Source organism: Actinomyces sp. Z5, from assembly GCF_003287795.1.
In the GTDB taxonomy this organism is placed as follows: domain Bacteria; phylum Actinomycetota; class Actinomycetes; order Actinomycetales; family Actinomycetaceae; genus Actinomyces; species Actinomyces glycerinitolerans.
On sequence record NZ_QMIN01000063.1, the window covers coordinates 28,690 to 53,820 of the forward strand.

General features: G+C 68.4%; 20 protein-coding genes and 1 pseudogene. 13 read left to right on the forward strand and 8 right to left on the reverse strand.

Annotation, left to right across the window (positions count from 1 at the left end; translation table 11 throughout):
* Window positions 1-133: 133 nt before the first annotated feature.
* A complete protein-coding gene (locus tag DRB06_RS08680) occupies window positions 134-910 on the forward strand; it encodes an SDR family NAD(P)-dependent oxidoreductase (protein WP_111819715.1) in 777 nt (258 codons plus the stop codon).
* Between the two features lie 119 nt (window positions 911-1,029).
* Window positions 1,030-1,503 carry a hypothetical protein gene (locus DRB06_RS08685; protein ID WP_073332812.1) on the forward strand — a complete coding sequence of 158 codons (474 nt, stop codon included), beginning with the start codon at window positions 1,030-1,032 and terminating at the stop codon, window positions 1,501-1,503.
* A gap of 6 nt (window positions 1,504-1,509) precedes the next feature.
* On the opposite strand, the gene DRB06_RS08690 is transcribed toward DRB06_RS08685, so the two are convergent.
* The 8 genes from DRB06_RS08690 to DRB06_RS08725 are packed head-to-tail and all read right to left on the reverse strand — an operon-like array spanning window position 1,510 to window position 10,453.
* Window positions 1,510-2,952: an MFS transporter gene (locus tag DRB06_RS08690; RefSeq protein ID WP_220093008.1), complete on the reverse strand. Its 1,443-nt coding sequence runs from the start codon at window positions 2,950-2,952 to the stop codon at window positions 1,510-1,512.
* 37 nt (window positions 2,953-2,989) lie between these two features.
* The gene (locus DRB06_RS08695) at window positions 2,990-3,739 is read right to left on the reverse strand and encodes a sirohydrochlorin chelatase (protein WP_111819716.1); all 750 of its coding nucleotides are present in this window, start codon (window positions 3,737-3,739) and stop codon (window positions 2,990-2,992) included.
* Window positions 3,736-4,623 carry a sulfite exporter TauE/SafE family protein gene (locus tag DRB06_RS08700; RefSeq protein WP_111819717.1) on the reverse strand — a complete coding sequence of 296 codons (888 nt, stop codon included), beginning with the start codon at window positions 4,621-4,623 and terminating at the stop codon, window positions 3,736-3,738. The genes DRB06_RS08695 and DRB06_RS08700 overlap by 4 nt, the downstream gene beginning before the upstream one ends.
* Window positions 4,624-4,662: 39 nt before the next feature.
* Window positions 4,663-5,475, reverse strand: a complete 813-nt coding sequence (gene cobA / locus DRB06_RS08705; protein ID WP_108967836.1) for a uroporphyrinogen-III C-methyltransferase — start codon at window positions 5,473-5,475, stop codon at window positions 4,663-4,665.
* Window positions 5,472-6,824, reverse strand: a complete 1,353-nt coding sequence (locus tag DRB06_RS08710) for a sulfate adenylyltransferase subunit 1 (RefSeq protein ID WP_111819718.1) — start codon at window positions 6,822-6,824, stop codon at window positions 5,472-5,474. Before DRB06_RS08710 ends, cobA begins: the two co-directional genes overlap by 4 nt.
* 49 nt (window positions 6,825-6,873) lie before the next feature.
* Window positions 6,874-7,815, reverse strand: coding sequence for a sulfate adenylyltransferase subunit CysD (gene cysD / locus DRB06_RS08715; protein ID WP_111819719.1), 942 nt, complete (start codon window positions 7,813-7,815; stop codon window positions 6,874-6,876).
* 53 nt (window positions 7,816-7,868) lie between these two features.
* Window positions 7,869-8,735: a phosphoadenylyl-sulfate reductase gene (locus tag DRB06_RS08720; protein WP_111819720.1), complete on the reverse strand. Its 867-nt coding sequence runs from the start codon at window positions 8,733-8,735 to the stop codon at window positions 7,869-7,871.
* The gene (locus DRB06_RS08725; RefSeq protein WP_181575235.1) at window positions 8,732-10,453 is read right to left on the reverse strand and encodes a nitrite/sulfite reductase; all 1,722 of its coding nucleotides are present in this window, start codon (window positions 10,451-10,453) and stop codon (window positions 8,732-8,734) included. The genes DRB06_RS08720 and DRB06_RS08725 overlap by 4 nt, the downstream gene beginning before the upstream one ends.
* Before the next feature lie 917 nt (window positions 10,454-11,370).
* Here DRB06_RS08725 and DRB06_RS08730 point away from each other — a divergent pair.
* From DRB06_RS08730 to DRB06_RS08780, 11 genes and pseudogenes are all read left to right on the forward strand, one after another.
* Window positions 11,371-12,085, forward strand: a pseudogene (locus tag DRB06_RS08730) (transposase); the annotation flags it as partial.
* 189 nt (window positions 12,086-12,274) lie between these two features.
* On the forward strand, window positions 12,275-15,634 hold the full coding sequence (gene ileS, locus DRB06_RS08735; protein ID WP_111819722.1) for an isoleucine--tRNA ligase: 3,360 nt from the start codon (window positions 12,275-12,277) through the stop codon (window positions 15,632-15,634).
* A gap of 111 nt (window positions 15,635-15,745) precedes the next feature.
* Window positions 15,746-16,534 carry an MBL fold metallo-hydrolase gene (locus DRB06_RS08740; protein WP_111819723.1) on the forward strand — a complete coding sequence of 263 codons (789 nt, stop codon included), beginning with the start codon at window positions 15,746-15,748 and terminating at the stop codon, window positions 16,532-16,534.
* A gap of 650 nt (window positions 16,535-17,184) precedes the next feature.
* Window positions 17,185-17,871: a sugar transferase gene (locus DRB06_RS08745; protein ID WP_073332840.1), complete on the forward strand. Its 687-nt coding sequence runs from the start codon at window positions 17,185-17,187 to the stop codon at window positions 17,869-17,871.
* Between the two features lie 17 nt (window positions 17,872-17,888).
* Complete coding sequence (locus tag DRB06_RS08750; protein ID WP_111819724.1) at window positions 17,889-18,647, forward strand: glycosyltransferase family 2 protein; 759 nt, start codon at window positions 17,889-17,891, stop codon at window positions 18,645-18,647.
* 70 nt (window positions 18,648-18,717) lie between these two features.
* Window positions 18,718-19,866, forward strand: coding sequence for a glycosyltransferase (locus DRB06_RS08755; RefSeq protein ID WP_111819725.1), 1,149 nt, complete (start codon window positions 18,718-18,720; stop codon window positions 19,864-19,866).
* A gap of 5 nt (window positions 19,867-19,871) precedes the next feature.
* Window positions 19,872-20,978, forward strand: coding sequence for an EpsG family protein (locus DRB06_RS08760; RefSeq protein ID WP_111819726.1), 1,107 nt, complete (start codon window positions 19,872-19,874; stop codon window positions 20,976-20,978).
* Entirely contained in the window at window positions 20,978-21,412 is a 435-nt protein-coding gene (locus DRB06_RS08765; protein ID WP_111819727.1) for a serine O-acetyltransferase, read from the forward strand. The genes DRB06_RS08760 and DRB06_RS08765 overlap by 1 nt, the downstream gene beginning before the upstream one ends.
* Window positions 21,409-22,395, forward strand: coding sequence for a polysaccharide pyruvyl transferase family protein (locus tag DRB06_RS08770; RefSeq protein ID WP_258522210.1), 987 nt, complete (start codon window positions 21,409-21,411; stop codon window positions 22,393-22,395). Before DRB06_RS08765 ends, DRB06_RS08770 begins: the two co-directional genes overlap by 4 nt.
* Window positions 22,382-23,809 (forward strand): lipopolysaccharide biosynthesis protein, encoded by a 1,428-nt coding sequence (locus DRB06_RS08775; RefSeq protein WP_181575236.1) that lies wholly within the window; start codon window positions 22,382-22,384, stop codon window positions 23,807-23,809. The genes DRB06_RS08770 and DRB06_RS08775 overlap by 14 nt, the downstream gene beginning before the upstream one ends.
* A gap of 240 nt (window positions 23,810-24,049) precedes the next feature.
* Window positions 24,050-24,991 (forward strand): ATP-grasp fold amidoligase family protein, encoded by a 942-nt coding sequence (locus DRB06_RS08780; protein WP_108967819.1) that lies wholly within the window; start codon window positions 24,050-24,052, stop codon window positions 24,989-24,991.
* Window positions 24,992-25,131: the final 140 nt, after the last annotated feature.

Here is a 25,131-nt window from a genome sequence, read left to right on the forward strand (position 1 = left end):
GCGCCGTAGCCACCAGGTACGACGAACTCGCCATCCGCTATCAGACCACCATCCACATCGCCAGCACCGACCCACCACCACAAACGACTTACACAACACGACCTAAGGCCCGGTGAAAGAGGACAATGGCGGCATGAGCCAAGCCACTTCCGCCCCAGTTTCGTTCCCTACTTCGCGTCGCGCCCTGGTCACCGGGGCCTCCACCGGCATCGGCGCAGCCACCGTCCGCCTGCTGCGCGCCCACGGTTGGGAGGTGGTCGCCACCGCCCGACGTAGCGAGCGCCTGGCCGCCCTGAGTGAGGAGACCGGCTGCACCTGGGTGGCTGCCGACCTGCAGCAGCCCGCCGACGTCGCGCGCCTGGTCGAGCAGGTGCAGGCCGGCGGCCCGGTCGACGCCGTCATCAACAATGCCGGCGGTGCTCTGGGCGCGGATCCGGTGGCCGCGGGCAGCGTCGAGGAATGGGCCACCATGTACGAGCGCAACGTCCTGGCGGCGCTGCGGGTCACCCAGGCGTTCCTGCCGGAGATGCGTGAGCGGGGCGGCGACCTGGTGTTCCTCACCTCCACCGCCGCGCACGACACCTACCCCGGGGGCGGGGGTTACGTGGCCGCCAAGCACGCCGAACGGATCATCGCCAACACTCTGCGTCTGGAACTGGTCGGCGAGCCCGTGCGCGTCATCGAGATCGCCCCGGGAATGGTGGCGACTCCCGAGTTCTCCCTGAACCGCTACCACGGCGACAGGGAGCGCGCGGCCGCCGTCTACGCGGGCGTCGCCGAGCCACTGGTGGCCGAGGACATTGCCGAGTGCATCGTGTGGGCGCTGGAGCGGCCCGCACACGTCAACATCGACTCACTCATCGTGCGCCCCCGGGCGCAGGCCTCCAACACGGTGGTGGCCCGCGACTGAGGCGGCGCGCCCAATACACAGCTGCGCCACAGCGCCGGTACGTGGGCGATTCAGCCGCGGTGCCTAGCTTCGGCCTCGCCTCGACACTGCGAGGCCCACCGCGTACCGAAAGGACTCAGATGACCGAGCCCAGGCCCGACGACTTCGACGTCACCGCCCGCATCCCCACCCCCGACGCCTCCACACAGCACCCGACGTCGGCCGATGGAGCCGACGCGGGCTTGACAAACGACGCCGCTCCCGCACGGACCAAGCGGCAGCGTCCCTGGTACCGGCGCGCCTGGGTCGCCGTCGTCGCCGTGGTCGCTCTCGCTGCGGCCGCCTTCGGCGCCGGCTGGGGCACGAACGAGCTGCTCTCGCCCGACCAGGCCCCGGCCGGCAGCGAGCGCAGCGGCTTCGACCCGCGGCAGGGCGGGCCGGGTGATGGTCAGATGCCGGGCGGCGGCCAGATGCCTGGCGGCCGGGGGGAGCAGGGTGGCGGTGCCGGACGCACCACGCCCAACGACGACGCCACCGGCGGCTCCGACGGCGGCGCCACCTCCGAGGACGGCAACAGCGCCGGCGTGCTGCAGAACGAGAACACCTCGGCCTGACCGGCGTCAGTGCCCGGGCTCGAACAGAGGGCCCAGATCGTCGACGGTGCGGCGCGCCCAGGGGGTGGCCGCGAGCAGGCCGAGGGCAGTGATTAGCGCGCCCGCCAGCGCCATCGCCACCCAGATGGGGCGGGCCGAGACCAGAGTCAGGCCGCCGTTGCCGGAGACCAGCCCGGCCAGGGCCACCCCCAGCGCGATGCCGACCTGCCGGCTGGATGCCGCCACCCCGGACGCCGCCCCCGCTTGGGACAGCGGCATACCCGCCACCGCCGTCGTCGTGATCGGCGGGTTCACCAGCCCCAGGCTCAGACCGATCAGGGCGAACAGGCCCGCCAGGGGCGGCATGCCGACGTCGTCGGGGATGACCGCCAGAACGCAGCCGGCAGCCGCCAGAATCAAGCCTCCGAGCACGAGCGGCGGCCGGGTGCCTCGCGCCGAGACGAGGTGACCCGATACGGGCGCGGCCACCGCCTGGCACAGGGCCAGCGGAATCAGGGCCGCGCCCGCCTGCAGCGGGGAGAAGCCGCGCGTCTCCTGCAGGTAGACGCTCATGATGAACATGAACCCACCTTGGACGGAGAACAGGGCCAGGGCGGTGATGACCGAGGAGGTGAACGGCACGGAGTGGAAGAAGCGCGGATTCAGCACCGGCTGACTCACGCGCCGCTCGACGACGACGAACAGCGCCGCCGCGACCACCGCCGCCGCGCCCAGCCCCACGGTCAGCGGTGCACCCGGCCCCCGTTCGGGCGCCTCGATCAGGACGGCCACCACCGCGGTCAGCAGCACCACCAGCAGCACCTGACCGGGCAGGTCGAAACGGCGGGGCACCGCGCTGCGGGACTCCGGCACGAAGACCACCGTCATGGCCAGCACCGCCAGCGCCACGGGCACGTTCATCCAGAACACGGCGTGCCAGCTGAAGGCATCCACCAGTAGACCACCGACCAGTGGGCCGACGCCCAGCGAAACGCCCACCACCGCACCCCAGGCGCCGATCGCGCGGGCGCGGGCATGCGGTTCGGTGAAGGTGGTGGTGATGATGGACAGCGCCACCGGGTTGAGCATGGATGCGCCCAGGGCCTGCACGCAGCGGGCCGCGATCAGCAGCTCCACACTGGGTGACATTGCGCTCAGCGCCGAGCCGAGGGCGAAGGTGAAAAGACCGAGGGCGAAGGTGCGCCGCCGCCCCACCCGGTCGGCGGTCGTGCCCGCCATGAGCAGGAAGGCGGCGACCACGAGGGTGAAGGCGTCCACAGTCCACTGCAGCGCGGCCGTCGAGGCCCCCAGGTCGCGGCGCAGCGCGGGCAGGGCGACGTTGACCACGGAGGCGTTCATGGTGGAGATGAACAGGCTCATGCAGCAGGTGATCAGGATCCAGGTGCGTCGTCGTGCGGGTGCGGCGCCTTCCGGTGTGGTGCTCACCGCGGTCGCATCGGTTGTAGGCACGTCCCGTTCCCTCCCGCACTGGTGCTGCGGTTGCAGCTTAGCCCGCGGCCACGGGGGCTAAGCTGACGCGCCCGCGGGCGCATTCAATACCGATTTCGCTGCCGACGGCCTCCCGGTAGCGTTGGGCGACCACGCGGGCGACCGCCGGGTGAGCGCCGATGGGAGCGGCGACGAAGCTCGCCTCGCTCCGGTGCAACGCGCGGGAGAACTTGCCCTCGGCGAGCAGATACGGGGCCACCGCAATCGTCCGCGCGCCCTCTCGGCGCCAGGAGGCCACCGCCTCCTGGGCCGTGGGCGAGGTCTTGGCCAGGTAGGCGGGCCGGACGGGAACACCGAGCTCCCGCGCCAGCAGCGCCGCCGCCTGCTCGGTCTCCCGCACGGGTCGACGCCTGAACGATCCCGAGCCGGCCAGCACGACGCCGTCGAGGCGGGTGACGGCAGTGCCGGCCTCCGCCGCTGCCTGCCGGAGGCGGTCGGCCACCACCGTGATAATCGTGGCTTCGGGCCCCAGATGCCGGGTGGCGCTGCCGGACCCGTGCTCGGCGAGCAGACCGGGCAGGTCGTGCAGGACGTGGTAGCCCCCACCCAGGAAGAAGGGGACCACGACGGGATCGTGCAGCCCCGAAAAGGCCTCCCGGGCCGTCGGGTTTTGGAACTCCACGAAGCCGTGGCGCACGACGACTCCCGGCAGGAGGTCGGCCACTTGCGCACTGATCTGTTCGAGCACCGGGAGCGCGCCGGGTGCGCGGGTGCCATGCGCCAGCACCACCAGGGGACGCGTCTTCATGCCGCCTGCACCTCCGCGACGACGTTGGTGCGGCGGGTGCGGTGCACCGTGAGGGCGATGAGCGGCGCCAGCGCCGCAACCAGCGCCGACAGCGTCCACGCGGTGACCGTGGTGCTTAGACCGAGTGTCTCCAGAACCGTCACCGTATTCGTCACCACGATCAGGCCGCCGACGGCGGTTCCCAAGATCGTGCCCGGCATCCGGGACACCGCCCAGGCGGCCAGCGGGGCGGCCAACATGCCGCCGCCCAGCAGGGCGACGACGACGCCGAAGTCGATTCCGGCCGTCCCCAGCCCGAGGAGGAAGCCCAACGACGCGGTCACACTGACTATGAACTCGGCGGTGTCCACACTGCCGACGATGGTGCGCGGGGCGGTGCGGCCGCGCGACAGCAGGGTGGTGGTGACCACCGGCCCCCAGCCTCCGCCGCCGGTCGCGTCGATGAAACCGCCGATCAGGCCCAGTGGCGTCAGCAGCCGGGAGGTGTGGGGGCTGTTGCGTGCGGTAGCGCCGGTCGGCGGCCGCACGGCGAAGCGCACCAGCACATATATGCCCAGCACCAGCAGGATGGTGGCGGTCACGGGGGTCGCCGCGGCCGTGGCGAGCCGGGACAGCACGGTGGCGCCCAGGAATGCGCCGACGGCGCCGGGGACGGCGAGGCGGGCCACCAGTGCCCGGTCGGTGTTGCCCAGGCGCAGGTGGGAGACACCGGACATGAGCGTGGTCCCGATCTGGGACAGGTGGACGCTGGCGCTGGCCAGTGCCGGGCTCAGGCCGACGGCGAGCAGCAGCGAGGAGCTGGTGACGCCGTAGCCCATGCCCAGGGTCCCATCCACGAGTTGCGCGACCAGGCCGACCAGGGCGAGGAGGATGAGTGCGAGCATGATGATCCTTCAGGGCTGCCGGGGTCGTAGCCGGATGCACTAGCCGGGGACGACCCGCGTGTTCCATGCGGGGCTGACGGTGACGACGTCGCCGATGACGATGACCGCCGGAGCGGTGACGCCGACCTCGGTGGCGACGTCGGGCAGACATCGCAGCACGGTGGTGGTTACTCGCTGGTCGGGTAGGAAGCCGCGTTCGACGATGGCGGCCGGGGTGTCGGGCTCGGCCCCGGCCTGCAGGAGGATCGTGGCCGAGCGACGCAGGTGCGCCACTCCCATCAGGAGGATCAGCGTGTGGTCGCGCCGCGCCGGCACCGTGGAGACCAGCTCCTCGTGCGCGGTGACCACGGAGAAGCCCCGGGCCAGCCCCCGGTGGGTCACCGGGATGCCGGCGGCGGCCGGCACGGCGATGGCCGAGGTGACCCCGGGGACGATCTCCACGATGACGCCGGCCGCCCGGCAGGCCGCCGCCTCCTCACCGCCGCGGCCCAGCACATACGGGTCGCCGCCCTTCAGGCGCGCTACACGTTGCCCGGCGCGGGCCCGCTCCACCAGCACCGCGTTGATCTGCTCCTGCGGCAGCAGATGGTGCCCCGGACGCTTGCCCACGTCGATCACCTCCGTGCCGGGACCGGCGGCCTCCAGCAGTTGGCGCGGGGCGAGACGATCGACGACGACGACGTCGGCCCGCCGCAGCAGGTCCAGCCCGCGCACCGTGACCAGCCCCGGGTCCCCCGGCCCGCCTCCGATGAGTGCCACCCACCCGGTGCCGGGACGGTCGGTATCCGGGACGCTTTCGACCTCCTGCGCGGGCCGTCCCTCGATGCCCGGGGCCGTGCTCGTCCGGCTCATGCCGCCAGTGGTGCGGACGCGCGCTCGCCCTCGAGGTGCACCATGCCCGCGGCGAGTGTCCAGCCGTCGAAGGGGTCTACGAGTAGGAAGGCGCCGTCGCTGCGGGAGCGGGCGTAGTCGGCCACGGGGAGCGGCTCGGACAGGCGCAGGCGGATGGTGCCGATGTCGTTGAGGACCAGGGTCTGTGCGGGCTCGGCGGTGAGGTCGTCGAGGCCGAGGACGGCCTCGATCGCGGTGACGATCGCCTGGACGGTACGCGTTCCGTGTTTGACGAGGACCCGGTCTCCCGGCTTGGCGGGGTGCTCGGACAGCCAGGCTACGCGGGCGGTGACATCCCGGAGCAGTTGCGGCGGGTCGGTGGCGGCGGCGAGCAGATCACCGCGCGTGATGTCGATGTCATCGGCTAGCCGCAGGGTCACCGACTGGCCGGCGTGCGCCTCCGGCAGGGCGGTGTCCGCGAGGTCGATGGCGGTGACCCGGCTGCGGCGCCGTGAGGGGAGAACCACGACCTCCTGGCCCACACGGACCGATCCCGCGGCGACCCGCCCGGCGTAACCGCGGTAGTCGGACAACCCCTCCGGTGCGGCCCCCTGCGGCCGAATGACCAGCTGCACGGGCAGCCGGAAGGCGCCGTCCGCCGACGTGGAGTCGGCCGGAATAGTCTCCAACAGCTCCAGGAGGGCGGGACCGCTGTAGAAGGGGGTCCGCGACGAGCGACGTACCACGTTGTCCCCCTCGAGGGCGCAGGTCGGCAGCGCCTGCAGGTCCTTGACCCCCAGCTCGGCGCCGGCGGCGGCCAGTTCGGCGACGATCGCGTCGTAGACGTCGGCGGAGAAGTCCACCAGGTCGATCTTGTTGACGGCGACCACCACGTGCGGGACGTTCAGGATTGCCGCCACGGCCAGGTGTCGGCGGGTCTGCTCCACTACGCCGTGGCGGGCGTCGACCAGCAGTACCACCACGTCGGCGGTGGATGAGCCGGTGACCGTGTTGCGCGTGTACTGCACGTGGCCGGGGCAGTCGGCCAGGATGAAGGAGCGGCGGGGAGTGGCGAAGTAGCGGTAGGCGACGTCGATGGTGATGCCCTGCTCCCGCTCCGCGCGCAGGCCGTCGGTGAGTAGGGCCAGGTCGGCGTGGGTCAGGCCGCGGTCCAGGCTCACTCGCTCCACGGCGGCGAGTTGGTCGCGCAGCACGGATTTGGAATCCACTAGGAGCCTGCCGACGAGGGTCGACTTTCCGTCGTCGACGCTGCCGGCGGTGGCCAGGCGCAGCAGACCGGCGGTCGGAGACGGTTGCAGGGTGGGTTGGTCCGCTGCGGCGCGGGCGGACTCGGAGGGGGTGATGGTCATAGGTTTCTCCAGGGTGCGTGTCTGGTGGGTTCGCAGGGTGGGATGGGAATCAGAAGTAGCCTTCGCGCTTGCGGTCCTCCATGGCGGACTCCGACAGGCGGTCGTCGGCCCGGGTGGCACCACGCTCGGTGAGTGTGGAGGCGGCCACCTCGACGGCGATCTCGTGGTTGTTGGCCGCCGTCGAGTCCACGGCGCCGGTGCAGGACATGTCGCCCACGGTGCGGTAGCGCACGGTGCGGGTGGTGATGGTCTCGCCCTCCTGCGGCTGGGTCACCGGGGTGACGGCGAGCCACATGCCGTCGCGCGAGAAGACCTCCCGCCGGTGCGCGTAGTACAGGCTCGGCAGGACGATGTCCTCGCGCTCGATGTAGCGCCACACGTCCAGTTCGGTCCAGTCGGACAGGGGGAAGACGCGCAGGTGCTCGCCGGGGGAGTGACGCAGGTTGAGCAACCGCCACAACTCGGGGCGCTGGTTGCGGGGATCCCACTGCCCGAACTCGTCCCGCAGGGAGACGATGCGCTCCTTGGCGCGCGACCGCTCCTCGTCGCGGCGGGCGCCGCCGATGACGCCGTCGAAGCCCTCGGCGCGGATGGTGTCCAGCAGCGGGCGGGTCTGCAGCGGGTTGCGGGTGCCGTCCGGGCGTTCGCGCAGGCGGCCGTCGTCGAGGTAGTCCTGCACCCGGGCGACGAGCAGGCGCGCTCCAGCGGCGGCGACCGTCGCGTCACGGTAGGCGAGCACCTCGGGGAAGTTGTGGCCGGTGTCCACGTGCAGCAGGGGGAAGGGCAGCGGCGCCGGCCAGAAGGCCTTGCGTGCCAGGTGCAGGATGACCACGGAGTCCTTGCCGCCCGAGAACAGCAGCACCGGGCGCCGGCATTCGGCGATCACTTCACGGATGATGCCGATCGCCTCGGACTCGAGGGCGTCGAGGTGATCCGCAGGGGCGCTGGTAACGCCGGTAACGCCGGTAACGCTGTCTGTGGCTGTGGTCATGGGGCTCTCCAATCGGTTCCGCGGTTTCGTGTTCGGGGCGTGCGGGGCAGCGATCACAGGTGGATGCCGCACTCGGTCTTGGCGAATCCGGCCCAGCGTCCGGAGCGGGGATCCTCACCCGGGGCGACGCGCCGGGTGCAGGTCTCGCAGCCGATCGACGGGTAGCCGTCCGCCAGCAGCGGGTTGACGACGACGTCGTGCGCGGTCGCGTACTCCAGCAGGTCGTCGAAGCTCCAGGCCGCCAACGGGTTGAGCTTGACGATCCGGTGGGTCTCGTCGAAGGCGACCAGGGGCGCGTCGGCGCGGGTGGGGGAGTCCTCGCGGCGCAGGCCCGTGGCCCAGGCCTCGTAGCCGGACAGGGCGCGTGCCAGTGGCGCCACCTTGCGCAGGTAGCAGCACCTGGTGGGGTCGCGCTCATAGAGGCGCGGCCCGTACTCGGCGTCCTGCTGGGCGATGGTGAGCTCGGGCAGGACGTCTATGACGGTGACGTCCATGGTGCGGGCGACGGCGTCACGGGTCTGCTCGGTCTGGAGGAAGTGGAAGCCGGTCTCCAGGAACAGCGTGTCGACGCCGGGAATGCGGGAGGCCACGACGTGCGGCAGGACGGCATCCGCCATGGAGCAGGCGACGGCCAGGGAGCCGGGAAAGGTCTCGGCCGCCCAGGTGACCACCGCCTCGGCCGAGGCGTTCGAGCCCAACCGTGCGGCGCCGTCGGCGGCGATGCGCCGCAGTTCGGCCTCGCTGCGGCGGGGGGCCTGCGCGGAGCGAGGACGGTTGGCGCCACGCGCGACGAGCCGGCCGTAGGGGTTGACACCCGCAGGGGATGCCGCGGGGGCGGTCGCCGGGGCGGTGTCGGCCGTCAGGGCGGGAATGGTGGCCGCGCGCAGCCCGGCCAGGGGCGCGATACCTTCGGTACTCATACCAGCTCCTCCTGCGCTGCCCGCTGCGCCCACTGGGCGAAGGACTCTCCCTCGGTGCGCCCCGCGGCATAGCGGCGCACGACGCGTTCGATGTAGTCGGTCAGGTCGGTGGCGGCCACCTTCAGGCCGCGCACGGTACGTCCCAGCTCGGCCTCCTCGTGGCCGGCCGACGCCAGGCCGCCTCCCAGATGCACCTGGAAGCCCGGTACCTGCTGGCCGTCGACGGTGATGATCTGCCCCTTGAGACCGATGTCGGCGATCTGGATGCGGACGCAGGAGTTGGGGCAGCCGTTGACGCTGATGGAGATCCGCCGCTCCAGGTTGAGGTCCGCCAGGCGGGCGTCGAGCTCGGCGCCGACCCGCGCGGCCAGGGACTTGGTCTCCACGATCGCGAACTTGCAGAACTCCAGGCCGGTGCAGGCCAGCAGCGAGCGCGTGAACGGCCCCGGATCCGGGTCGATGCCGAGCTCCCGCAGGCCGGCCACGGCCTCGTCCACGCGCTCGGCCGGCACGTCCAGCAGCAGGATGTTCTGCAGCGGGGTTGTGCGCACTCGGTCCGAGCCGACCGTCTCCGCCAGGTCCGCCAGCCCCAGCATGGTGTCGCCGGACAGGCGGCCGACCGGCGGTTTGCCGCCGATCCAGTAGTGTCCGTCCTTCTGCCGGTGGACGCCGATGTGGTCGGCCTCGCCCGCGGGTGGCGCGGGGGCGGGGCCGTCGGCCAGCTCGTAGCCCAGGTACTCCTCCTGTAGGACGCGGCGGAACTTCTCCGGGCCCCACTCGGCCATGAGGAACTTCAGGCGGGCCTTGTTGCGCAGGCGGCGGTAGCCGTAGTCGCGGAAGAGCCGGATGGCGGCCCACCACACGTCGCTGACCTGGTCGGGCCGTACGAATGCGCCCAGGCGCTGCCCGAGAAATGGCGCGGTCGACAGGGCGCCGGCGATCCACAGGTCGTAGCCGGGACCGTACTCGGGATGGTTGACGCCCACGTAGGCGATGTCGTTGATCTCGTGGAGGATGTCCAGCGTGGGGGAGCCGGTGAAGGCCGTTTTGAATTTGCGGGGCAGGTTCGAGATCTCGGGGTTGCCGAGAAACGTGTCGCGGATCTGGGCCGCGGCGGCAGAGGGGTCGATGATCTCATCGGGGTCGATTCCGGCCACGGGGGAGACGAGGATCCCGCGCGGGGTGTCGCCGCAGGCCTCGATGGTGATCAGGCCGGCCTCCTCCAGTCGGCGCCACAGCTCCGGCACGGACTCGATCTGGATCCAGTGCATCTGGAGGTTCTGTCGATCGGTGACGTCCAGGGTGCCGCGGGCGAACTCGTTCGACGCCCGGCCGAGGACGCGCATCTGCTTTACGGATAGGGACTGGCCGTCCATGCGCACCCGCTGCATGAAGTACCGGTCGGACAGCTCGGCGGGGCTGAGCTGGGCGGTGCGGCCCCCGTCAATGCCCTGCTTGCGCTGGGTGTACAGGCCCCACCAGCGAAAGCGCGTGTGGAGGTCGTCGTCCGGGATCGCGTCGAAGCCGGCGGCGGCGTAGGTGGACAGGATGCGGTCGTGCGCGCCGAGCGGATCGCCGTCCTGCTTGACGACCTCGTTGGGGTTCAGGGGCTTGCGGCCGTCGATGCGCCACTGGCCGTTGGCGCGGCCGGCGCGCGGCGGGCGGATGGCGCGGCCGGCGCCGGCGTCGCTTGTGGACGGGTTCTTGATCGGGCTCATGTCTCCTCCAGGCTGGTGGTGCATGAGCGTCCGGAGTCATCGTTTCGGGGACTCGCTCCGGATCGGTGCTATCAAGTGACCGCCGGCTGCTGGCCGGGAGTGATCCACTTGGTGCCGTGCGGCTCCGGACGCCTCAGTGCGCCGGATTCCGTGTACGGCTTAGCCGCAATGGTCAGGCGCTTAACAGGCCTGACAGCACATGACTCGGGTGGAGCGCAACCACGCCCCGCGGGACTCCGCGGCGGCGAGTAGGGGATGCGCTTGGGTCATGCGGCGCACATTAGGGACGCGGCGGCGGGAAAGACAACCATGCGGTCGGATAGTGAGACGACGTCTTGTCAGGTATTGGGATTACGGCTGTCGGCGGTTGACGTCGGCTACCGAAGCACGGTCGGCCGCCGACGCTTCGGCACTTCCAACGACGCTTCGGCACTTGGCATCAGCGCTTCGTACCCTCCGGTGACGGTTCGTACCCTGGAGTGCCGAACCGTCACCGGAGGGTACGAAGCGTCCACCGGAAAGTACGAACCGTCGGGTCAGGGTACCAAGCGTCGTCCCGCCGCTTAAGGGATCCCTACGGGAATTGCCACCCTACTGCGAGCCCCGCCCGGAACTTAGTTGGTAGTCGTGGGGAACCGCCTCGCGGTTGGGTCAGCGGCGGCCGGCGCGGGTGTCTTGCTCCCGTCTTACCGAATGATCCGGGGGTGTCACCGGTGGTGGGCGGATGGGGAGGCGCTGATTAGGGGAACGGACCGAGGGGTTTTGCCTTGGAGTCCTTTCGCAGGCGTGGGTGCGGGATCAATCGTCCGAGGGCTGGCCACGTAGACGCCAAGTAAGGGAGCCTGTCATACAGATTGACGATATCGAGGTCTTCGTCGGTTTCGGGCGTGGGCAAGGTCGAGCATGCCGAGGCCCGCGATGCGGCGGTGATCGCGGATGCTGCCCGCACCACGCCCCACACGCTCAGGTCCATCAGCACTTCGGATGAGGACGCCGCATCCTTGTCGATGTTGACCGGTTTCGACCTGGAGCTGGCCCGCCAGCTCATCGCCCACCCGCGCCCAACGCGACGATGTCGCCGCCCGAGATAGTGGCCCTGGCGGGTGGCCCATCCTTCTTCTGCCCGGCCCCTGATCACCCGTGCCCCGGGGTGGGGGTCCCGGCCGCTGCTGTGTTCCTGGCCGAAACCGCGGGCAGAACCTTCCCCACCGGCGCCCAGCTGGCCTCATACGCCGGCCTGACACCAGTCACTCGGCGGTCGGGCTCCTCCATCCGGGGTGAGGTGCGTCTCCCACGCGGGCAACAAGCGCCTCAAGCCAGCCATGTTCCTGTCAGCCTTCGCCTCACTGCGCTCCGACCCCACATCCCGCGCCTACTACGACCGCAAACGCGCCCAGGGCAAGCGCCTTCGGCCAAGCCCTCCTCGCACTCGCCCACCGCCGCTTGACAAACCACACAGGGGCCCCCGCGATCCCGGGATGTGGCGAGGATGACGCCGTCTGGAGCCGCCCGGGGATGGCCGGGGGCGCGGTGCGCGGTTACACTCACCGCCACAGGCGCCGACCCGGCCATCACCGGCGAGCCTCCGGAAGAACCGGGCCGCGTTCACATTTGGCGCGCGGCCCCCAGTAGAACCGGACGGGACAGCCCGTCACAGCTGCGAATCGAGCGGCCCACCCCGGCACTGCCGGAGGGGCAAGCGAGGTGGTACCGCGGTGCGGCACCGCCGCCGGGTCATCGGCGGTCGGAGCGGCGTCGTCCTCGTGGATCCCGCGCCCCAACGGGCGCAAACGACTACGAGTGAGACGCGAGGCAAGACAAATGGCCGAAGAGCCCACCGGCACCCAGCACGCGGGCGCCGCCTTCTACCCCCTGCACCGCCCCGGCCAGAAGGTCGAGCCGTCCCCCTCCTTCCCGGCGATCGAGGAGGACGTCCTGGCGTACTGGAAGCAGGACGGCACCTTCCAGGCCTCCATCGACGCCCGCCCCGCGCTGGACGACAACGGCCACTCCAACGAGTTCGTCTTCTACGACGGTCCGCCCTTCGCCAACGGCCTGCCCCACTACGGGCACCTGCTGACCGGCTACGTCAAGGACGCGGTCGGCCGCTATCAGACCCAGCGGGGCCGCCGCGTCGAGCGCCGCTTCGGCTGGGACACGCACGGCCTGCCCGCCGAACTGGAGGCGCAGCGCGAGCTCGGCATCGACGACGTCACCGAGATCACCCGCCCCGGCGGGCTGGGCATCGAGAAGTTCAATGAGGCCTGCCGCACCTCCGTGCTGCGCTACACCAAGGAGTGGGAGGACTACGTCACCCGCCAGGCCCGCTGGGTGGACTTCGAGAACGACTACAAGACCCTCGACCCCACCTACATGGAGTCGGTCATGTGGGCCTTCAAGACCCTGTACGACAAGGGCCTGGCCTACCAGGGCTACCGGGTGCTGCCCTACTGCTGGCACGACCGCACGCCGCTGAGCAACCACGAGCTCAAGATGGATGACGACGTCTACCAGGACCGTCAGGACAACACCGTCACGGTGGGCCTGCGCCTGGAACGGCGCCTGGATGACACCCACCCCGACGCCGCCCCGGAGCTGGCGCTGATCTGGACCACCACCCCGTGGACCCTGCCGTCCAACTCCGCCGTCGCCGTCGGCCCCGACGTCGACTACGTGACCGTCCGGGTGGACGCCGACCTCGACTCCCCGGTCGCCGGGCAGGATGTGCTGCTCGCCCGCGACCTGCTGGGCGCCTACGCCCGCGAGTTGGGCGAGGACCCGCAGGTGCTGGCCACCTACAAGGGGACCGACCTGGTCGGCGTGCGCTACGTGCCCATCTACGACTACTACGACGACGCCGCCCACCGCGCGGAGGGCGCCGCCCCCGGGCCGGCGGCCTGGCAGATCATCACCGCCGACTACGTCACCACCACCGAGGGCACCGGCCTGGTGCACCTGGCGCCCGCCTTCGGTGAGGACGACATGTACTCCTGCCAGCCCTACGGCATCGGCACGGTCATCCCCGTCGACGACGGCGGCGTGTTCACCAGCGAAGTCCCCGACTACGCCGGCATGCACATCTTCGACGCCAACAAGCCGGTCATCACCGACCTGCGCGACGGCACCGGCCCGCTGGCCCGCCGCGAGGCGGCCGTGCGCGCCGTACTGGTGCGCCAGCAGTCCTACGTGCACTCCTACCCGCACTGCTGGCGCTGCCGCAAGCCGCTGATGTACAAGGCCGTCTCGAGCTGGTTCGTGAAGGTCACCGCCATCCGCGACCGCATGGTCGAACTCAACCAGGAGATCACCTGGGTGCCCGGGCATGTCAAGGACGGCATCTTCGGCAACTGGCTGGCCGGCGCCCGCGACTGGTCCATCTCCCGCAACCGCTTCTGGGGCTCCCCCATCCCCGTGTGGGTGAGCGACGACCCGGCCTACCCGCGCACCGACGTGTACGGGTCCTTCGCGGAGCTGGAGCGCGATTTCGGCGTGGAGGTCAAGGATCTGCACCGGCCCTTCATCGACACGCTGGTGCGCCCCAACCCGGACGACCCGACCGGCAAGTCCATGATGCGCCGCATCCCCGACGTGCTGGACTGCTGGTTCGAGTCCGGCTCCATGCCCTTCGCCCAGGTGCACTACCCGTTCGAGAACGTGGACTGGTTCGAGTCGCACAACCCGGGCGACTTCATCGTGGAGTACGTCGGCCAGACCCGCGGCTGGTTCTACACGCTGCACGTGCTGGCCACCGCCCTGTTCGACCGGCCCGCCTTCACCACCTGCGTCTCCCACGGCATTCTGTTGGGCAACGACGGGGCGAAGATGAGCAAGTCCCTGCGCAACTACCCCGACGTCCAGCAGGTCTTCGACCGCGACGGCGCCGACGCCATGCGTTGGTTCCTGCTGTCCTCCCCGGTGGTGCGCGGCGGAAACCTGGCCGTCACCAACAAGGCCATCCGCGACACGGTGCGCCAGGTGATGCTGCCGCTGTGGAACACCTGGTACTTCTTCGCCCTGTACGCCGCCCAGGCGGGGGACGCGGGGAGCTGCTACCTCACCGACGGCGTGGACCTGGCCGACGCCTCGTTGTTCGGCCGCAAGGGCTCCCTCGACGTGATGGACCGCTACATCCTGGCCCGCACCAAGGACCTGACCGACACCGTGGCCGCGCAGCTGGACGCCTACGACGTCACCGGCGCCACCCACACGGTGCGCGAGTTCATCGACGTGCTTACCAACTGGTACCTGCGCACCTCCCGGTCGCGGTTCGTGGACGGCGGCGCCGAAGTCGCGCGCCCCGCCTTCGACACGCTCGCCACCGTGCTGCGCGTCTTGACGCAGGTGATGGCGCCCCTGGCCCCGCTGACGGCGGAGGAGATTTACCGCGGCCTGACCGGGGAGCGCTCCGTGCACCTGACCGACTGGCCGGTCCTGCCCGAGCATGTGGCCGACGGCGCCCTGGTGGACGCCATGGATCAGGCGCGCGACGCGGTGTCCGCCGCGCTGAGCCTGCGCAAGGCCGACAAGCTGCGCGTACGCCAGCCGCTGCGGACCCTGACCATCGCCACCTCCGACCCGGCGGGCCTGGCGCCGTTCACGGCCCTGATCGCCGACGAGGTCAACGTCAAGCAGGTGCGGGTGCTGGACGCCGCCGACGCCGGCTACGAGCTGACCGAGGAGCTGACCCTCAACCCGCGCGCCTTCGCCCCGCAGGTGCGCAAGTTGACCTCGAAGCTGTTCACCGCCGTCAAGGCGGGGGAGTGGGAGGTCACTGAGGACGGCGACGTTCGCTTCGACACGGTTCTGCTCGACGGCTCCCCGGTGGTGCTGGAGGCGGAGGACTCCGCCTTCACCCTGTCCACACGCATCGAGGTGCACGACGACGCCCTGTCCGCCACCGTGCTGCCCTCGGGCGCCTTCGTGGTGCTGGACACGGCGCTCGACGACGACCTGGAGGCCGAGGGCTGGGCCCGCGACCTGGTGCGGCTGCTGATGGATGAGCGCAAGGCCACCGGCCTGAACGTCGGCGAGCCGGCGCGCGCCACCTTGACGATCCCGGCGGACAAGAACGCCTGGACCGGCGCCCACCTGGACCTGATCAAGCGCGAGGTCAGTTGTGTGGACCTGCAAGTGATCACCGCCGACGTGGACACCCCCAGCGCCACCGTGGCGCGGGCCTGAGGACCGCCCCGGGGGAGTACCATCCCGCGCCGCTGCCGACAGGAGGCCGAGCCCCTGTCGGCAGCGGCGTCATCTCAGCCACCCCAACCGCGCTCGCGGAAAGGACCCCCAATGCGCTCGCCGTTTCCACGTCACAACCTCGCCTTCCTCGTGGTTGGCGGGCCCACCGTCGCCATCGACGTAGCCGGCCTGCGCCTCGTCGTCGACCCCACCTTCGACCCGCCCACCGACTACGGCGCCCTGCGCAAGACCCGTGGACCGGCCGTGGCGGCCGAGGCGCTCGCGGACGTCGACGTCGTGCTGGTCAGTCATGCCGATCACGCCGACAACCTCGACGTCTCCGGGCGTGTCTTCGCCCTGGCCGCCCCGCGCCTGCTGACCAATCCCGGCTCGGCCCGACAGCTCGGGGCGGGCGCCGAGGGGCTGGTCCCGTGGCAGTCCGTGGTGGTGGGGGACGGCGTCACCGTCACCGCCGTGCCCGCCCAGCACGGACCCGCGGACGGGGAGGTTGACACCGCCGGGCACGTCAACTGCGAGGTCACCGGCTTCGTCATCCAGACGCCCGGCACCACCATCTACCTGACCGGGGACAACGCCTCCCTGGAGCTGATCGCACAGGTCAAGGCCCGCTTCGGGAGCATCGGCCATGCGGTGCTGAACGCCGGTCGGGCGACCGTGCCCGCCAAGTTCGCGGGGCGACCGCTGAGCCTGTCCGCCGAGCGGGCCAGCGCGGCAGCGCAGGTGCTGGGGGCGCCGCACGTCGTCGTCGCCCACCAGACCGGCTGGGAGCACTTCGTCGACGGCCCCGGAGCCACGCTGCGGGCCTTCCGTGATGCCGGCATCCTGGATCGGCTGGACCGCACTCCCGAGGGGGAGTGGAGCTGCCCCATCGGCGAATGAGCAACCGGGTGCCGGCCCCGAATCGGGGCGGGGTTGCACGCCGCTTGCAGCCCGGCCCCGGCGTGGCGCCCGATCGTGTCCGGGCAGGCGGGGGCCGCGCCTAGCCGGTGGCGTGAAGCGCAATAATTGCCTCCATAGTTCCAAGAGGGTAACGGTATTCTGTGCTACTTGCTTCGGGGCGACTTGGGACGTAGGTTGCGAGCGTTATTCGGCGTTTGACGATGGCTCTGTCAACGCCGTCCCCTGGCGAATAAGGAGGCATGAGCCCCTCACGCCCGCGCAGTGACGTCGCGGGCTGAGAAACGGTATGTCGGTGCGCTCATTGCTGTGTGCCGCGTCCCGCGCATTAGCGAAAACCATCCATGAAGCCTGTCGTTGCTCGCCCCACGCGGTCGTGCGCGCCCCTCCTGATTCAATCCCCGGTGGTCCCTGAAATGAGCCTTGATAACCACTTCTCGCCTTGTCGACGTAGTTTTATGCGTGGCGGCTATTCCTCATTCCGGGCGGGCGCAAACCCCATGCCGGAACGGGGTGGACCCGCGGCAACTGCGAAGGGGACTGCCGATCCGGGGCGTGAGGACGGGAGGCGGAGCGGTGCGCCGCGACGGCGGGCCGGCACCGTCGGCGCGAGGCGGGGACGTCGCGCGGCAATGCCCGCCTGGTCCGACCTCCCGGCGGACATGCAGAACGACGCCGTGCGTCCCTATTACGATCACCTGGTTGCGCATGAAGGGCAGCTACGGCTGAAGCGGCTGTTCGATGTTGTTGGAGCCGGGCTCATGCTGGTCGCGCTCGGGTGGATGTTCGTCCTGCTTTCGCTGATCATTAAGCTCGACTCGCCCGGCCCTGTGTTTTTCCGGCAACAACGGGTGACCAGTTTCGGCCGCGAGTTCAAGATCCACAAGTTTCGCACGATGGTGGACCGTCCGAGCGAACCCGGGACACAGGTGACGGTGCACGCCGATCCCCGTATCACCCGGGTCGGCGCCTTCATGCGGCGTTACCGGATAGATGAGACCAGCCAGCTCATAGACATTCTGCAAGGGAACATGACCTTTGTCGGGACCCGGCCCGAGGTTCCCGAGTATGTGCGCGAGTACACGCAGGAGATGAAAGCCACATTACTGCTTCCTGCGGGAGTGACCTCCACCGCGAGCATCGAGTTCAAGGACGAGGCGCTGTTACTGACCTCGGCCGCGGATGCAGATAGGGCCTACATCGAGGAGATTCTTCCGGCGAAGATGTGTTTCAACCTGGACGATATTCGTGAGTTCAGCATCGGTCGCGATCTACGGATCATTCTGGCCACGGTGCGCGCAGTGTTCGGAGCCCACTGAAGAAAGGAAACAGCGTAATGGCCGTGGTGCCCGGACTAGTGTCGATCATCATGCCGGCGTTCAACGCGGAGCGCTTCATCGATGAGGCCGTCAAATCGGTGCAGGCGCAAAGCTATACCTCGTGGGAACTGCTGATTGCGGATGACTGCTCCACCGATCGGACCTTCGAGCGCGCGAGGCTGCTGGCGGATGCCGACGCGCGTGTGCGGTGCACGCGCTTGGAGCGCAACAGCGGTGCGGCGATGGCGCGCAACCGCGCGATGGAGATGGCCCGGGGGCAATACATGGCCTTCCTGGATGCCGACGATCTCTGGCATCCGGACAAGCTGACCCGCCAGCTGGAGTTCATGGGCAGCCACGGCGTCGCCCTGTGCTGTACCGCGTACGAACAGGTGGACGAGCACGGGGCTCCCACCGGCAAGGTCCTGACCAGTCCGAGGCGAGTCGGCTACAACCGGCTCCTGCTGGACTGCCCGGTGGGGAACTCCACGGTGATGTACGATGTGTCTCGACTAGGCAAATTCGAAGTCCCTGACATCCGGAAACGCAATGACGACGCCCTGTGGCTGCGCATGCTCAAGAGGGAGAAGTATATATGGGGTATCCCTGATGTCCTCGCCCAGTACCGGGTCCGCAGCGACTCGATATCCGCCAACAAGCTCAGTCTGGTGAAGTATCACTGGAGGTTGTATCGAGATATTGAGCACCTGAGCGTCGTGCGGTCGGTATTCCACGTGTGCGCCTGGGGTGTCATCAAGGTGCTGAGGCTGAAGTGAGTGCTCGACGATCGCTCGTATCGGGGACGCGTCGGGCAGGGAGAGTAATCGTAAGAGGATGAAGGCAACCATGGACAATCGGACTCGGCGGGAGGTCGGCGTCGGCGGCCCACTCAGGATCCTGCATATCAACTCCTCAATTTCGCGCCGCTCCGGTGTGACGAGTGTCGTCATGAACTACTTCCGGAACGTCGACCGGCGCCGGGTGATATTCGACTTCTACTATTACGCCACCCCCGATGAGACTCGGCGCGCGGAGATCGAGTCGCTCGGGGGCAGGTGCTTCCCCGGGCGCGCGGGCAAGAACATCCTGCGGATCCGCAAGGAGCTCGCGACGCTGCTGCACGAGCATCCGGGGCAGTACCCCGTCGTGCACCTTCACGATCCGGTGCTGGCCCGCTTCGTCTACCCGGTCCTGCACCGAGCGGGCGTGAGGTCCATGATCGTGCACTCCCATTCCACGGCGTACTCCGACTCGAGACTGAACTCGATACGCAACCAGATCGTCTGCCGCAACATGGGCCGCTACTCCGACGTGCGGCTGGCCTGCTCCCGGAGCGCCGGCGAGTTCCTGTTCGGCGCGGGCCAGTTCGAGGTGCTTCCCAATGCCGTGGAGGTCAACAGATACCGCTTCGATCAGCGCATGCGGGACGCGAAGCGGACGGAACTCGGCCTTAACGGGCTCAAGGTCGTAGGGCACGTTGGTCGCTTCAGCGAGGAGAAGAACCACCGGTTTCTGGTAGCGGTCTTCGAGAAGCTGCTCGCACTCGAGCCCGACTGCCATCTGCTGCTCGTAGGCGACGGGCCGCTGCGTGGGGACATTGAGCGCCTGGTCGGCGAGCGGGGCCTGTCGGGGAGCGTGACGTTCCTCGGTGACCGGTCTGATGTGCCGGCGCTCTACCAGGCGATGGATGTGCTGATGCTGCCCTCCCGCTTCGAGGGGCTGCCGATGGTCGGTGTGGAGTCGCAGTGCGCGGGTCTGCCGCTGGTCTGCTCCGACAGGGTGCCGCAGGAGGTGTCCATTGGAGACTGTTCCTTCTTGGCGCTGGAACTCGGCGCCGGACACTGGGCGCAGCGGGTCAGGGACGTGCTCCCGCAGGCCGGGACCGAGGCCCTCAGGGCGCAGGGTGTCGAGCAGGCGCGCAGCAGTGGATTCGACGTCGCCGCAGAGGCCGGGGCGCTCTCGCGGCGCTACCTGTCCCTGGCGCGGGGCGAGTAACGGCCATGTGGGTTCACTACGCTCTGTTCGGGATATTGGCCCTGGTGGGCGGGCTGCTCGGCGGTCGTCGTGAAGACGGGAGCCGCAAGTCGACCGCGCCCTTGCTCGTCGCCTGGCTGCTGTTCGTGGCGATGGCGGGCCTGCGTGCCAGAACGGTGGGAAACGACACCAGCCGGTACTACGACGTGTTCGAGAAGATTACTGACACGGACGGCCTGTCGGAGGCCTTTGCCGTCAGCAGATTCGAACGCGGATACGTGGTCGTCAACTACCTGATCAGCCGTATCACGGACGACTTCAATGTGCTGCTGCTAGTAGTCTCCATCTTCTCCTTCTGGTCGGTTGTGCTTTTCATCCACAGGTATGCGAGGTCGAACCCGCTGGCGTTGCTCCTGGCCTTCGGCATGTCCGTGTTCTACGACATCATGCTCGCCACCCGGCAGGGCATCGCGGCGGCCATATTCCTGCTCGCCGTACCGGCTCTGATGGAGCGGCGGCTCGTGCGCTACCTCATTCTGATACTACTTGCTGCGCAGTTCCATGCCTCCGCCATACTATTGCTCGCCGCCTACTTCATTCCGATGCTGAGGTTGAACAGCTTCCTGGACTGGGTCAAATGGGGGGCGGTCATCGGCGCCTGCACCGGTTGCCTGAGCTTGGTCCTCACCAAGGCCTCCGTATTCTCTGCGTACTACGGCCACTACCTGAGTTCGCAGTACGCGGAGGGCGGCGTCAGGATGGCCACGGTCATGGGGGTGGGGGTGCGGCTGCTCATGATCGGTCTGGCGGCGATGTGCGGATGGAACTCCGCGGTGGCGGCGGACAAGACCGGGGTCACCCGCATCCTGGTCACCTTCGCCGTCGTCGACGCCGGGATCATGATCGTCTCCCTCGGATTCAACCTGCTCGACCGCCTCGAGATGTATTTGACGCTCCCGATGGTCGTCGGCCTGGGGAATGTCGTCGCCCGCGAGCCGGGGCTGCGGAACTGGTACGTCTCGGTGCTGCTCGTACTCATAGCCTTCGTGAGCATGACAATCATGCTTCTATATCGACCCGGTTGGTACACCCTGTTTCCTTACCGAACGGTATTTGAGGAAGGAGTCTGGTAATGAATCCCGTCCATGCTTCTTATTCCGCCGCCCGCCGGTGCGCCCGGCACGGGCTGCGTCCGGCGGCGCACCTGATCAGAGGAGTGATGCGGGTGGTCTTCGCGTGTGACGTTCCCTATGCCACAAAGATTGGAAAAGGAACCCTCTTTCCCCACCACGCGCTGGGGGTTGTCATTCATCCGGCTGCGGAAATCGGTGAGAACTGCAAGGTGGGACAGAACGTGACAATCGGGAGGCGCAAGGGAATCAACGTCCTACCGCGGCTCGGCGACCGTGTCACCGTTGGATGCGGGTCGCTGATCCTCGGGCCCGTTACGGTAGGCGATGACGCCGTGATCGGTGCCGGGGCGGTCGTGATCCATGACGTGCCCAGCGGCGCCACCGCCGTCGGCGTGCCGGCGCGGACCCTCGAGGGCAGGCGGGGAGACTCATGATGAAGCGGATCCTGCTCCTTGATACGTCGGTGGGCTCTTTGAACATGGGCGACGAGATCATCAATCGGTCGATCGCTGCCAACTGGCCGGAGCTGTTCGCATCGAACTACGTCATGCGCATGGCTTCGCACACCCCGACCCATACGCCGCTGCAGTACCTACTCTGTCGGCGCAAGCTCGACCCGTTCAAGACCGCGGATCTGAAATTCCTGTGCGGCACGAACGCCTTGTACACCAACATGCTGCGGCCGCTGCCCGCCTGGAACATCAATTACCTGAACTGCGGCCTGGCGGCGGGAACCGTGTGCCTTGGGGTCGGGGCGGGCGTCAACAGCGCCTCGGTGAACCTCTACACGCGGGCGCTGTTCAGGAAGGTACTGGCGCACGACGTCGTGCACTCCGTACGCGACGACCGAACCAAGCGGCTCCTGGAGACCATCGGCCTAAGGGCGTGGAACACCGGCTGTCCGACGCTGTGGGGACTGACTCCCGAGCACTGCGCGAGCATCCCGCAGTCCAAGAGCTCCACGGTGGTGTTCACTCTGACCTCTTATCAGCCGGACCGGGACAATGATGCGGCGATGATCGGGATCCTGCGAGAGCACTATCGCAGGATCTGCTTCTGGCCACAGGGCGTGGACGACCTCGCCTACCTGCGCTCCTTGAGCGACATGTCCGGCATAGAGGTCGTGCCGCCGAACGTCGATGCCTACCGCGCCGTTCTGGAGACCGGGGTGGACTACGTGGGCAATCGACTCCACGGCGGCATATTCGCGCTCCAGCAGGGATGCCGCGCGATCATCATCTCGATCGACTACCGTGCGCGAGAGATGGGTAAGGACTACTCGCTCACCCTAGTCGAGCGCCCGGACATCACCGCCGCGCTGCCCCGGATGATCGAGGACAGGTGGGAGACCAAGCTGGATGGCCTGGACTTCGCCCTGATCGAACGGTGGAAGGCCCAGTTCAATGTCGGGTCGTAGTCGGGGCCGCCTGGCGGAGCTCCTCGGCAATACCGTGATCTTCGGCCTGGGAAGCCTTGCGGTCAAGGTGGTCTCGCTGGTGCTCATGCCGTTGTACACGAGCGCCATGACCGCCTCGGACTATGGCGCAGCCGAGCTGCTGAACAGTGGGATCGAGATCGTTCTGCCGCTGGCGTCGCTCGGTGTCATTGAGGCGCTGTACCGCTTCTCGATAGACGAGACGGTGGGGAAGGGGGAGCTGTTCTGCAACTCGGTCCTGGTTCTCGGCGGCGGGATCCTCGTCGCGGCCGTTCTATCGGCGCTGGCCTGGAGGATCTTTGATTACGCCCACGCCGTGCCCTTCTTCTTCCTATTCGCGTCTGCCTGCATCTACAAGGCGACCAGCCAGTTCGCGCGCGGGCTCGGGCACGTGCGGCGATTCGTCGGGTACGGCTTCATAAACGCCCTCGTCCTCGCTATCGCCACGTACGCATTGCTCGTTCACCTGCACGCCGGCGTCGCCGGATACCTGTGGTCGTACTCGATCGGATACGTGGTGGCCGGTGCCGCCGCATTCGTGTGCTCGGCGGAGTACCGTTTCGTGGCGCCGCTGCGGTTCGACGGCGCGCTCCTACGCCGGATGCTGATCTACAGCCTCCCCCTGGTCCCCAATCTCCTGTCGTGGTGGATCGTGAGCGTATCGGGCCGCTATGTGGTCGTGTGGGGCAGTGGTCTGGCCGCGGCCGGGCTGTACACGGCGGCAACCAAGATGCCGTCGCTGATCAACATCATCAGCTCCGTATTTCAGCAGGCCTGGCAATTCTCAACCGCCCGGGAGATCGGCGCGGCCGATAGCGGGCTCTTCTTTGGGCGCGTGCTGCGCGGGTACTCCCTGGTGACGCTTTCGATGGCGGGGTTGGTGATAGTACTCAACAGGCAGATCTCCGGGCTACTGCTGCAGTCGGAGTTCCAGGATGCCTGGCGCTATGTGCCGCTGCTGATGCTCGCCGCAGCCTTCGGCGTCATGTCGGTGTTCTTCGGCACGTTCTACCAGGCACTCATGAAGAGCCGGATGCTGATGATCTCGACTGCGATCGGTGCGGCCGTAAACCTGCTTCTGGGAGTCGCGCTCGTACCGGCGATGGGGCCCTGGGGGGCGTGCGTCGCCGGCGTGGTGGCATACGCGATCGTTCTCCTGGTCCGTGTACGCGACATCGCCACGCGGATCGACATGCCGATCGACCGTGCGAGAATTGCCTACCAGCTGTTGCTCCTCTCGGTCATGTCTATTTGCATGTCGTGCGAGGGAAGCATGTGGCCGGTCTTATTCGCCGGAGCGTGTCTGGTGCTGCTTTTTGTGAGCGACGTCGGGGTACTGCGTGAGTCGTTCTTGCGCGTGAGGCGGGCGTTCATGGGGCGTCCGGGAAGTCGCTAAGAAATCCCCTTATTCGCGCAATTGGTATCGAGGTGTGAGCATCGTGACCGATATGTTGGCGAACACGCCCACTGTTATTCGACATGGCGGGCCCGCCTGGGCGATAATTCTATGGCTGCGCGGCCGCTCGGGCGGTGGAGCCGAGGCGGTATTACACCGTTGCTCAACAGCTTGCGCCGCGTGTTCCGCATCCGACGCATCGGCGCCGGGTGGCCGATACCGATCCCTGGAGTCTTGATCGTGAGCGTCAAAGGCGTGGCCGTGGCCGTTATGCCCGGCTCGGCACAGACCTGGCTGAAGGAGGCCGTCTACCGGCGCAATTGCGGTCTTGATCCTTCTCGGTACCGCGCCGAGCTGAAGCGGTGGCACTGCCTGCTCAAGGGACGCGCCTGCGATCTGGACCATCCCCGCTCGATGACCGACAAGATCAACTGGCTCAAGCTCTATGACTCCACCCCGCTCAAGGGTCGTCTCGCCGACAAGTACCTTGTGCGCGAGTGGGTCCGCGCAACGGTGGGGGAGGACTACCTGGTTCCCCTGCTGGGTGTTTGGGACTCGCCCGAGGAGATCGATTTCGACGCGCTGCCCGACAGTTTCGTCCTCAAGGCCACCCATGGCTCAGGCTGGAACATCGTCGTCCGCGACAAGCGCGAGCTCGACGTTGCCGGTTGTCGGCGCCGCTTGGAGGGTTGGCTGAAGCGTCGGCAGGCGATGAAGGGCGGCTTCGAAATGCACTACGAGTTCTGCGAGCCGCGGATCGTGTGCGAGCAATACCTGCAGGACGCTTCTGGAGGGCTGCGGGACTACAAGTTCATGACCTTCGACGGCGTCGTCCAGTTCGCGTTCACTGTCGACCGGGGCCCGGACGGCGTGTGCCGGGGAACCTACCTGCCTGACTGGACCAGGGCACCGTTCGAGTACATCTGTGAATCGCGCTGTTCTGGGGATGTGCCGGCTCCGGAGCGGCTCGATGAGATGCTCGCCGTCGCCGAGCGGCTCGGCAAGGGGTTCGCCTGCGCCAGAATCGACTTCTATGAGGTGGACGGACGCGTCTACTTCGGGGAGATTACCTTCACGGACGCGGACGGCCTAGCCCATTTCCGGCCCGCTTGCTACAACCTGGAGTTTGGTGACAGGCTCGTTCTACCGTCAAAGAAGCCGTTTAAGGGGGTCATGCTGTAAACGCTGCGGCGCCGATCCGCTGTTCGGCGCGGTCACATGCCAAGGCGAGTGGAGTTCGCTCGCCATGAAGGTGCTTGGGGATCTTGCGTGCTAGGCTCGGCGTGTTCGTTCACGTGCTCCCTGAAGACTACATTTCTGCG

Bases quoted from the DNA above. Each gene is read 5' to 3' on its own strand.
- DRB06_RS08775 (WP_181575236.1), top strand. From the start codon at position 22,382: ATGTCGGGTCGTAGTCGGGGCCGCCTGGCGGAGCTCCTCGGCAATACC.
- cysD (WP_111819719.1), bottom strand. From the start codon at position 7,815: ATGACCACAGCCACAGACAGCGTTACCGGCGTTACCGGCGTTACCAGC.
- DRB06_RS08685 (WP_073332812.1), top strand. From the start codon at position 1,030: ATGACCGAGCCCAGGCCCGACGACTTCGACGTCACCGCCCGCATCCCC.
- cobA (WP_108967836.1), bottom strand. From the start codon at position 5,475: ATGAGCCGGACGAGCACGGCCCCGGGCATCGAGGGACGGCCCGCGCAG.
- DRB06_RS08725 (WP_181575235.1), bottom strand. From the start codon at position 10,453: ATGAGCCCGATCAAGAACCCGTCCACAAGCGACGCCGGCGCCGGCCGC.
- DRB06_RS08755 (WP_111819725.1), top strand. From the start codon at position 18,718: ATGGACAATCGGACTCGGCGGGAGGTCGGCGTCGGCGGCCCACTCAGG.
- DRB06_RS08700 (WP_111819717.1), bottom strand. From the start codon at position 4,623: ATGCTCGCACTCATCCTCCTCGCCCTGGTCGGCCTGGTCGCGCAACTC.
- DRB06_RS08745 (WP_073332840.1), top strand. From the start codon at position 17,185: ATGCCCGCCTGGTCCGACCTCCCGGCGGACATGCAGAACGACGCCGTG.
- DRB06_RS08765 (WP_111819727.1), top strand. From the start codon at position 20,978: ATGAATCCCGTCCATGCTTCTTATTCCGCCGCCCGCCGGTGCGCCCGG.
- DRB06_RS08740 (WP_111819723.1), top strand. From the start codon at position 15,746: ATGCGCTCGCCGTTTCCACGTCACAACCTCGCCTTCCTCGTGGTTGGC.
- DRB06_RS08680 (WP_111819715.1), top strand. From the start codon at position 134: ATGAGCCAAGCCACTTCCGCCCCAGTTTCGTTCCCTACTTCGCGTCGC.
- DRB06_RS08695 (WP_111819716.1), bottom strand. From the start codon at position 3,739: ATGAAGACGCGTCCCCTGGTGGTGCTGGCGCATGGCACCCGCGCACCC.
- DRB06_RS08710 (WP_111819718.1), bottom strand. From the start codon at position 6,824: ATGACCATCACCCCCTCCGAGTCCGCCCGCGCCGCAGCGGACCAACCC.
- DRB06_RS08770 (WP_258522210.1), top strand. From the start codon at position 21,409: ATGATGAAGCGGATCCTGCTCCTTGATACGTCGGTGGGCTCTTTGAAC.
- ileS (WP_111819722.1), top strand. From the start codon at position 12,275: ATGGCCGAAGAGCCCACCGGCACCCAGCACGCGGGCGCCGCCTTCTAC.
- DRB06_RS08760 (WP_111819726.1), top strand. From the start codon at position 19,872: ATGTGGGTTCACTACGCTCTGTTCGGGATATTGGCCCTGGTGGGCGGG.
- DRB06_RS08720 (WP_111819720.1), bottom strand. From the start codon at position 8,735: ATGAGTACCGAAGGTATCGCGCCCCTGGCCGGGCTGCGCGCGGCCACC.
- DRB06_RS08750 (WP_111819724.1), top strand. From the start codon at position 17,889: ATGGCCGTGGTGCCCGGACTAGTGTCGATCATCATGCCGGCGTTCAAC.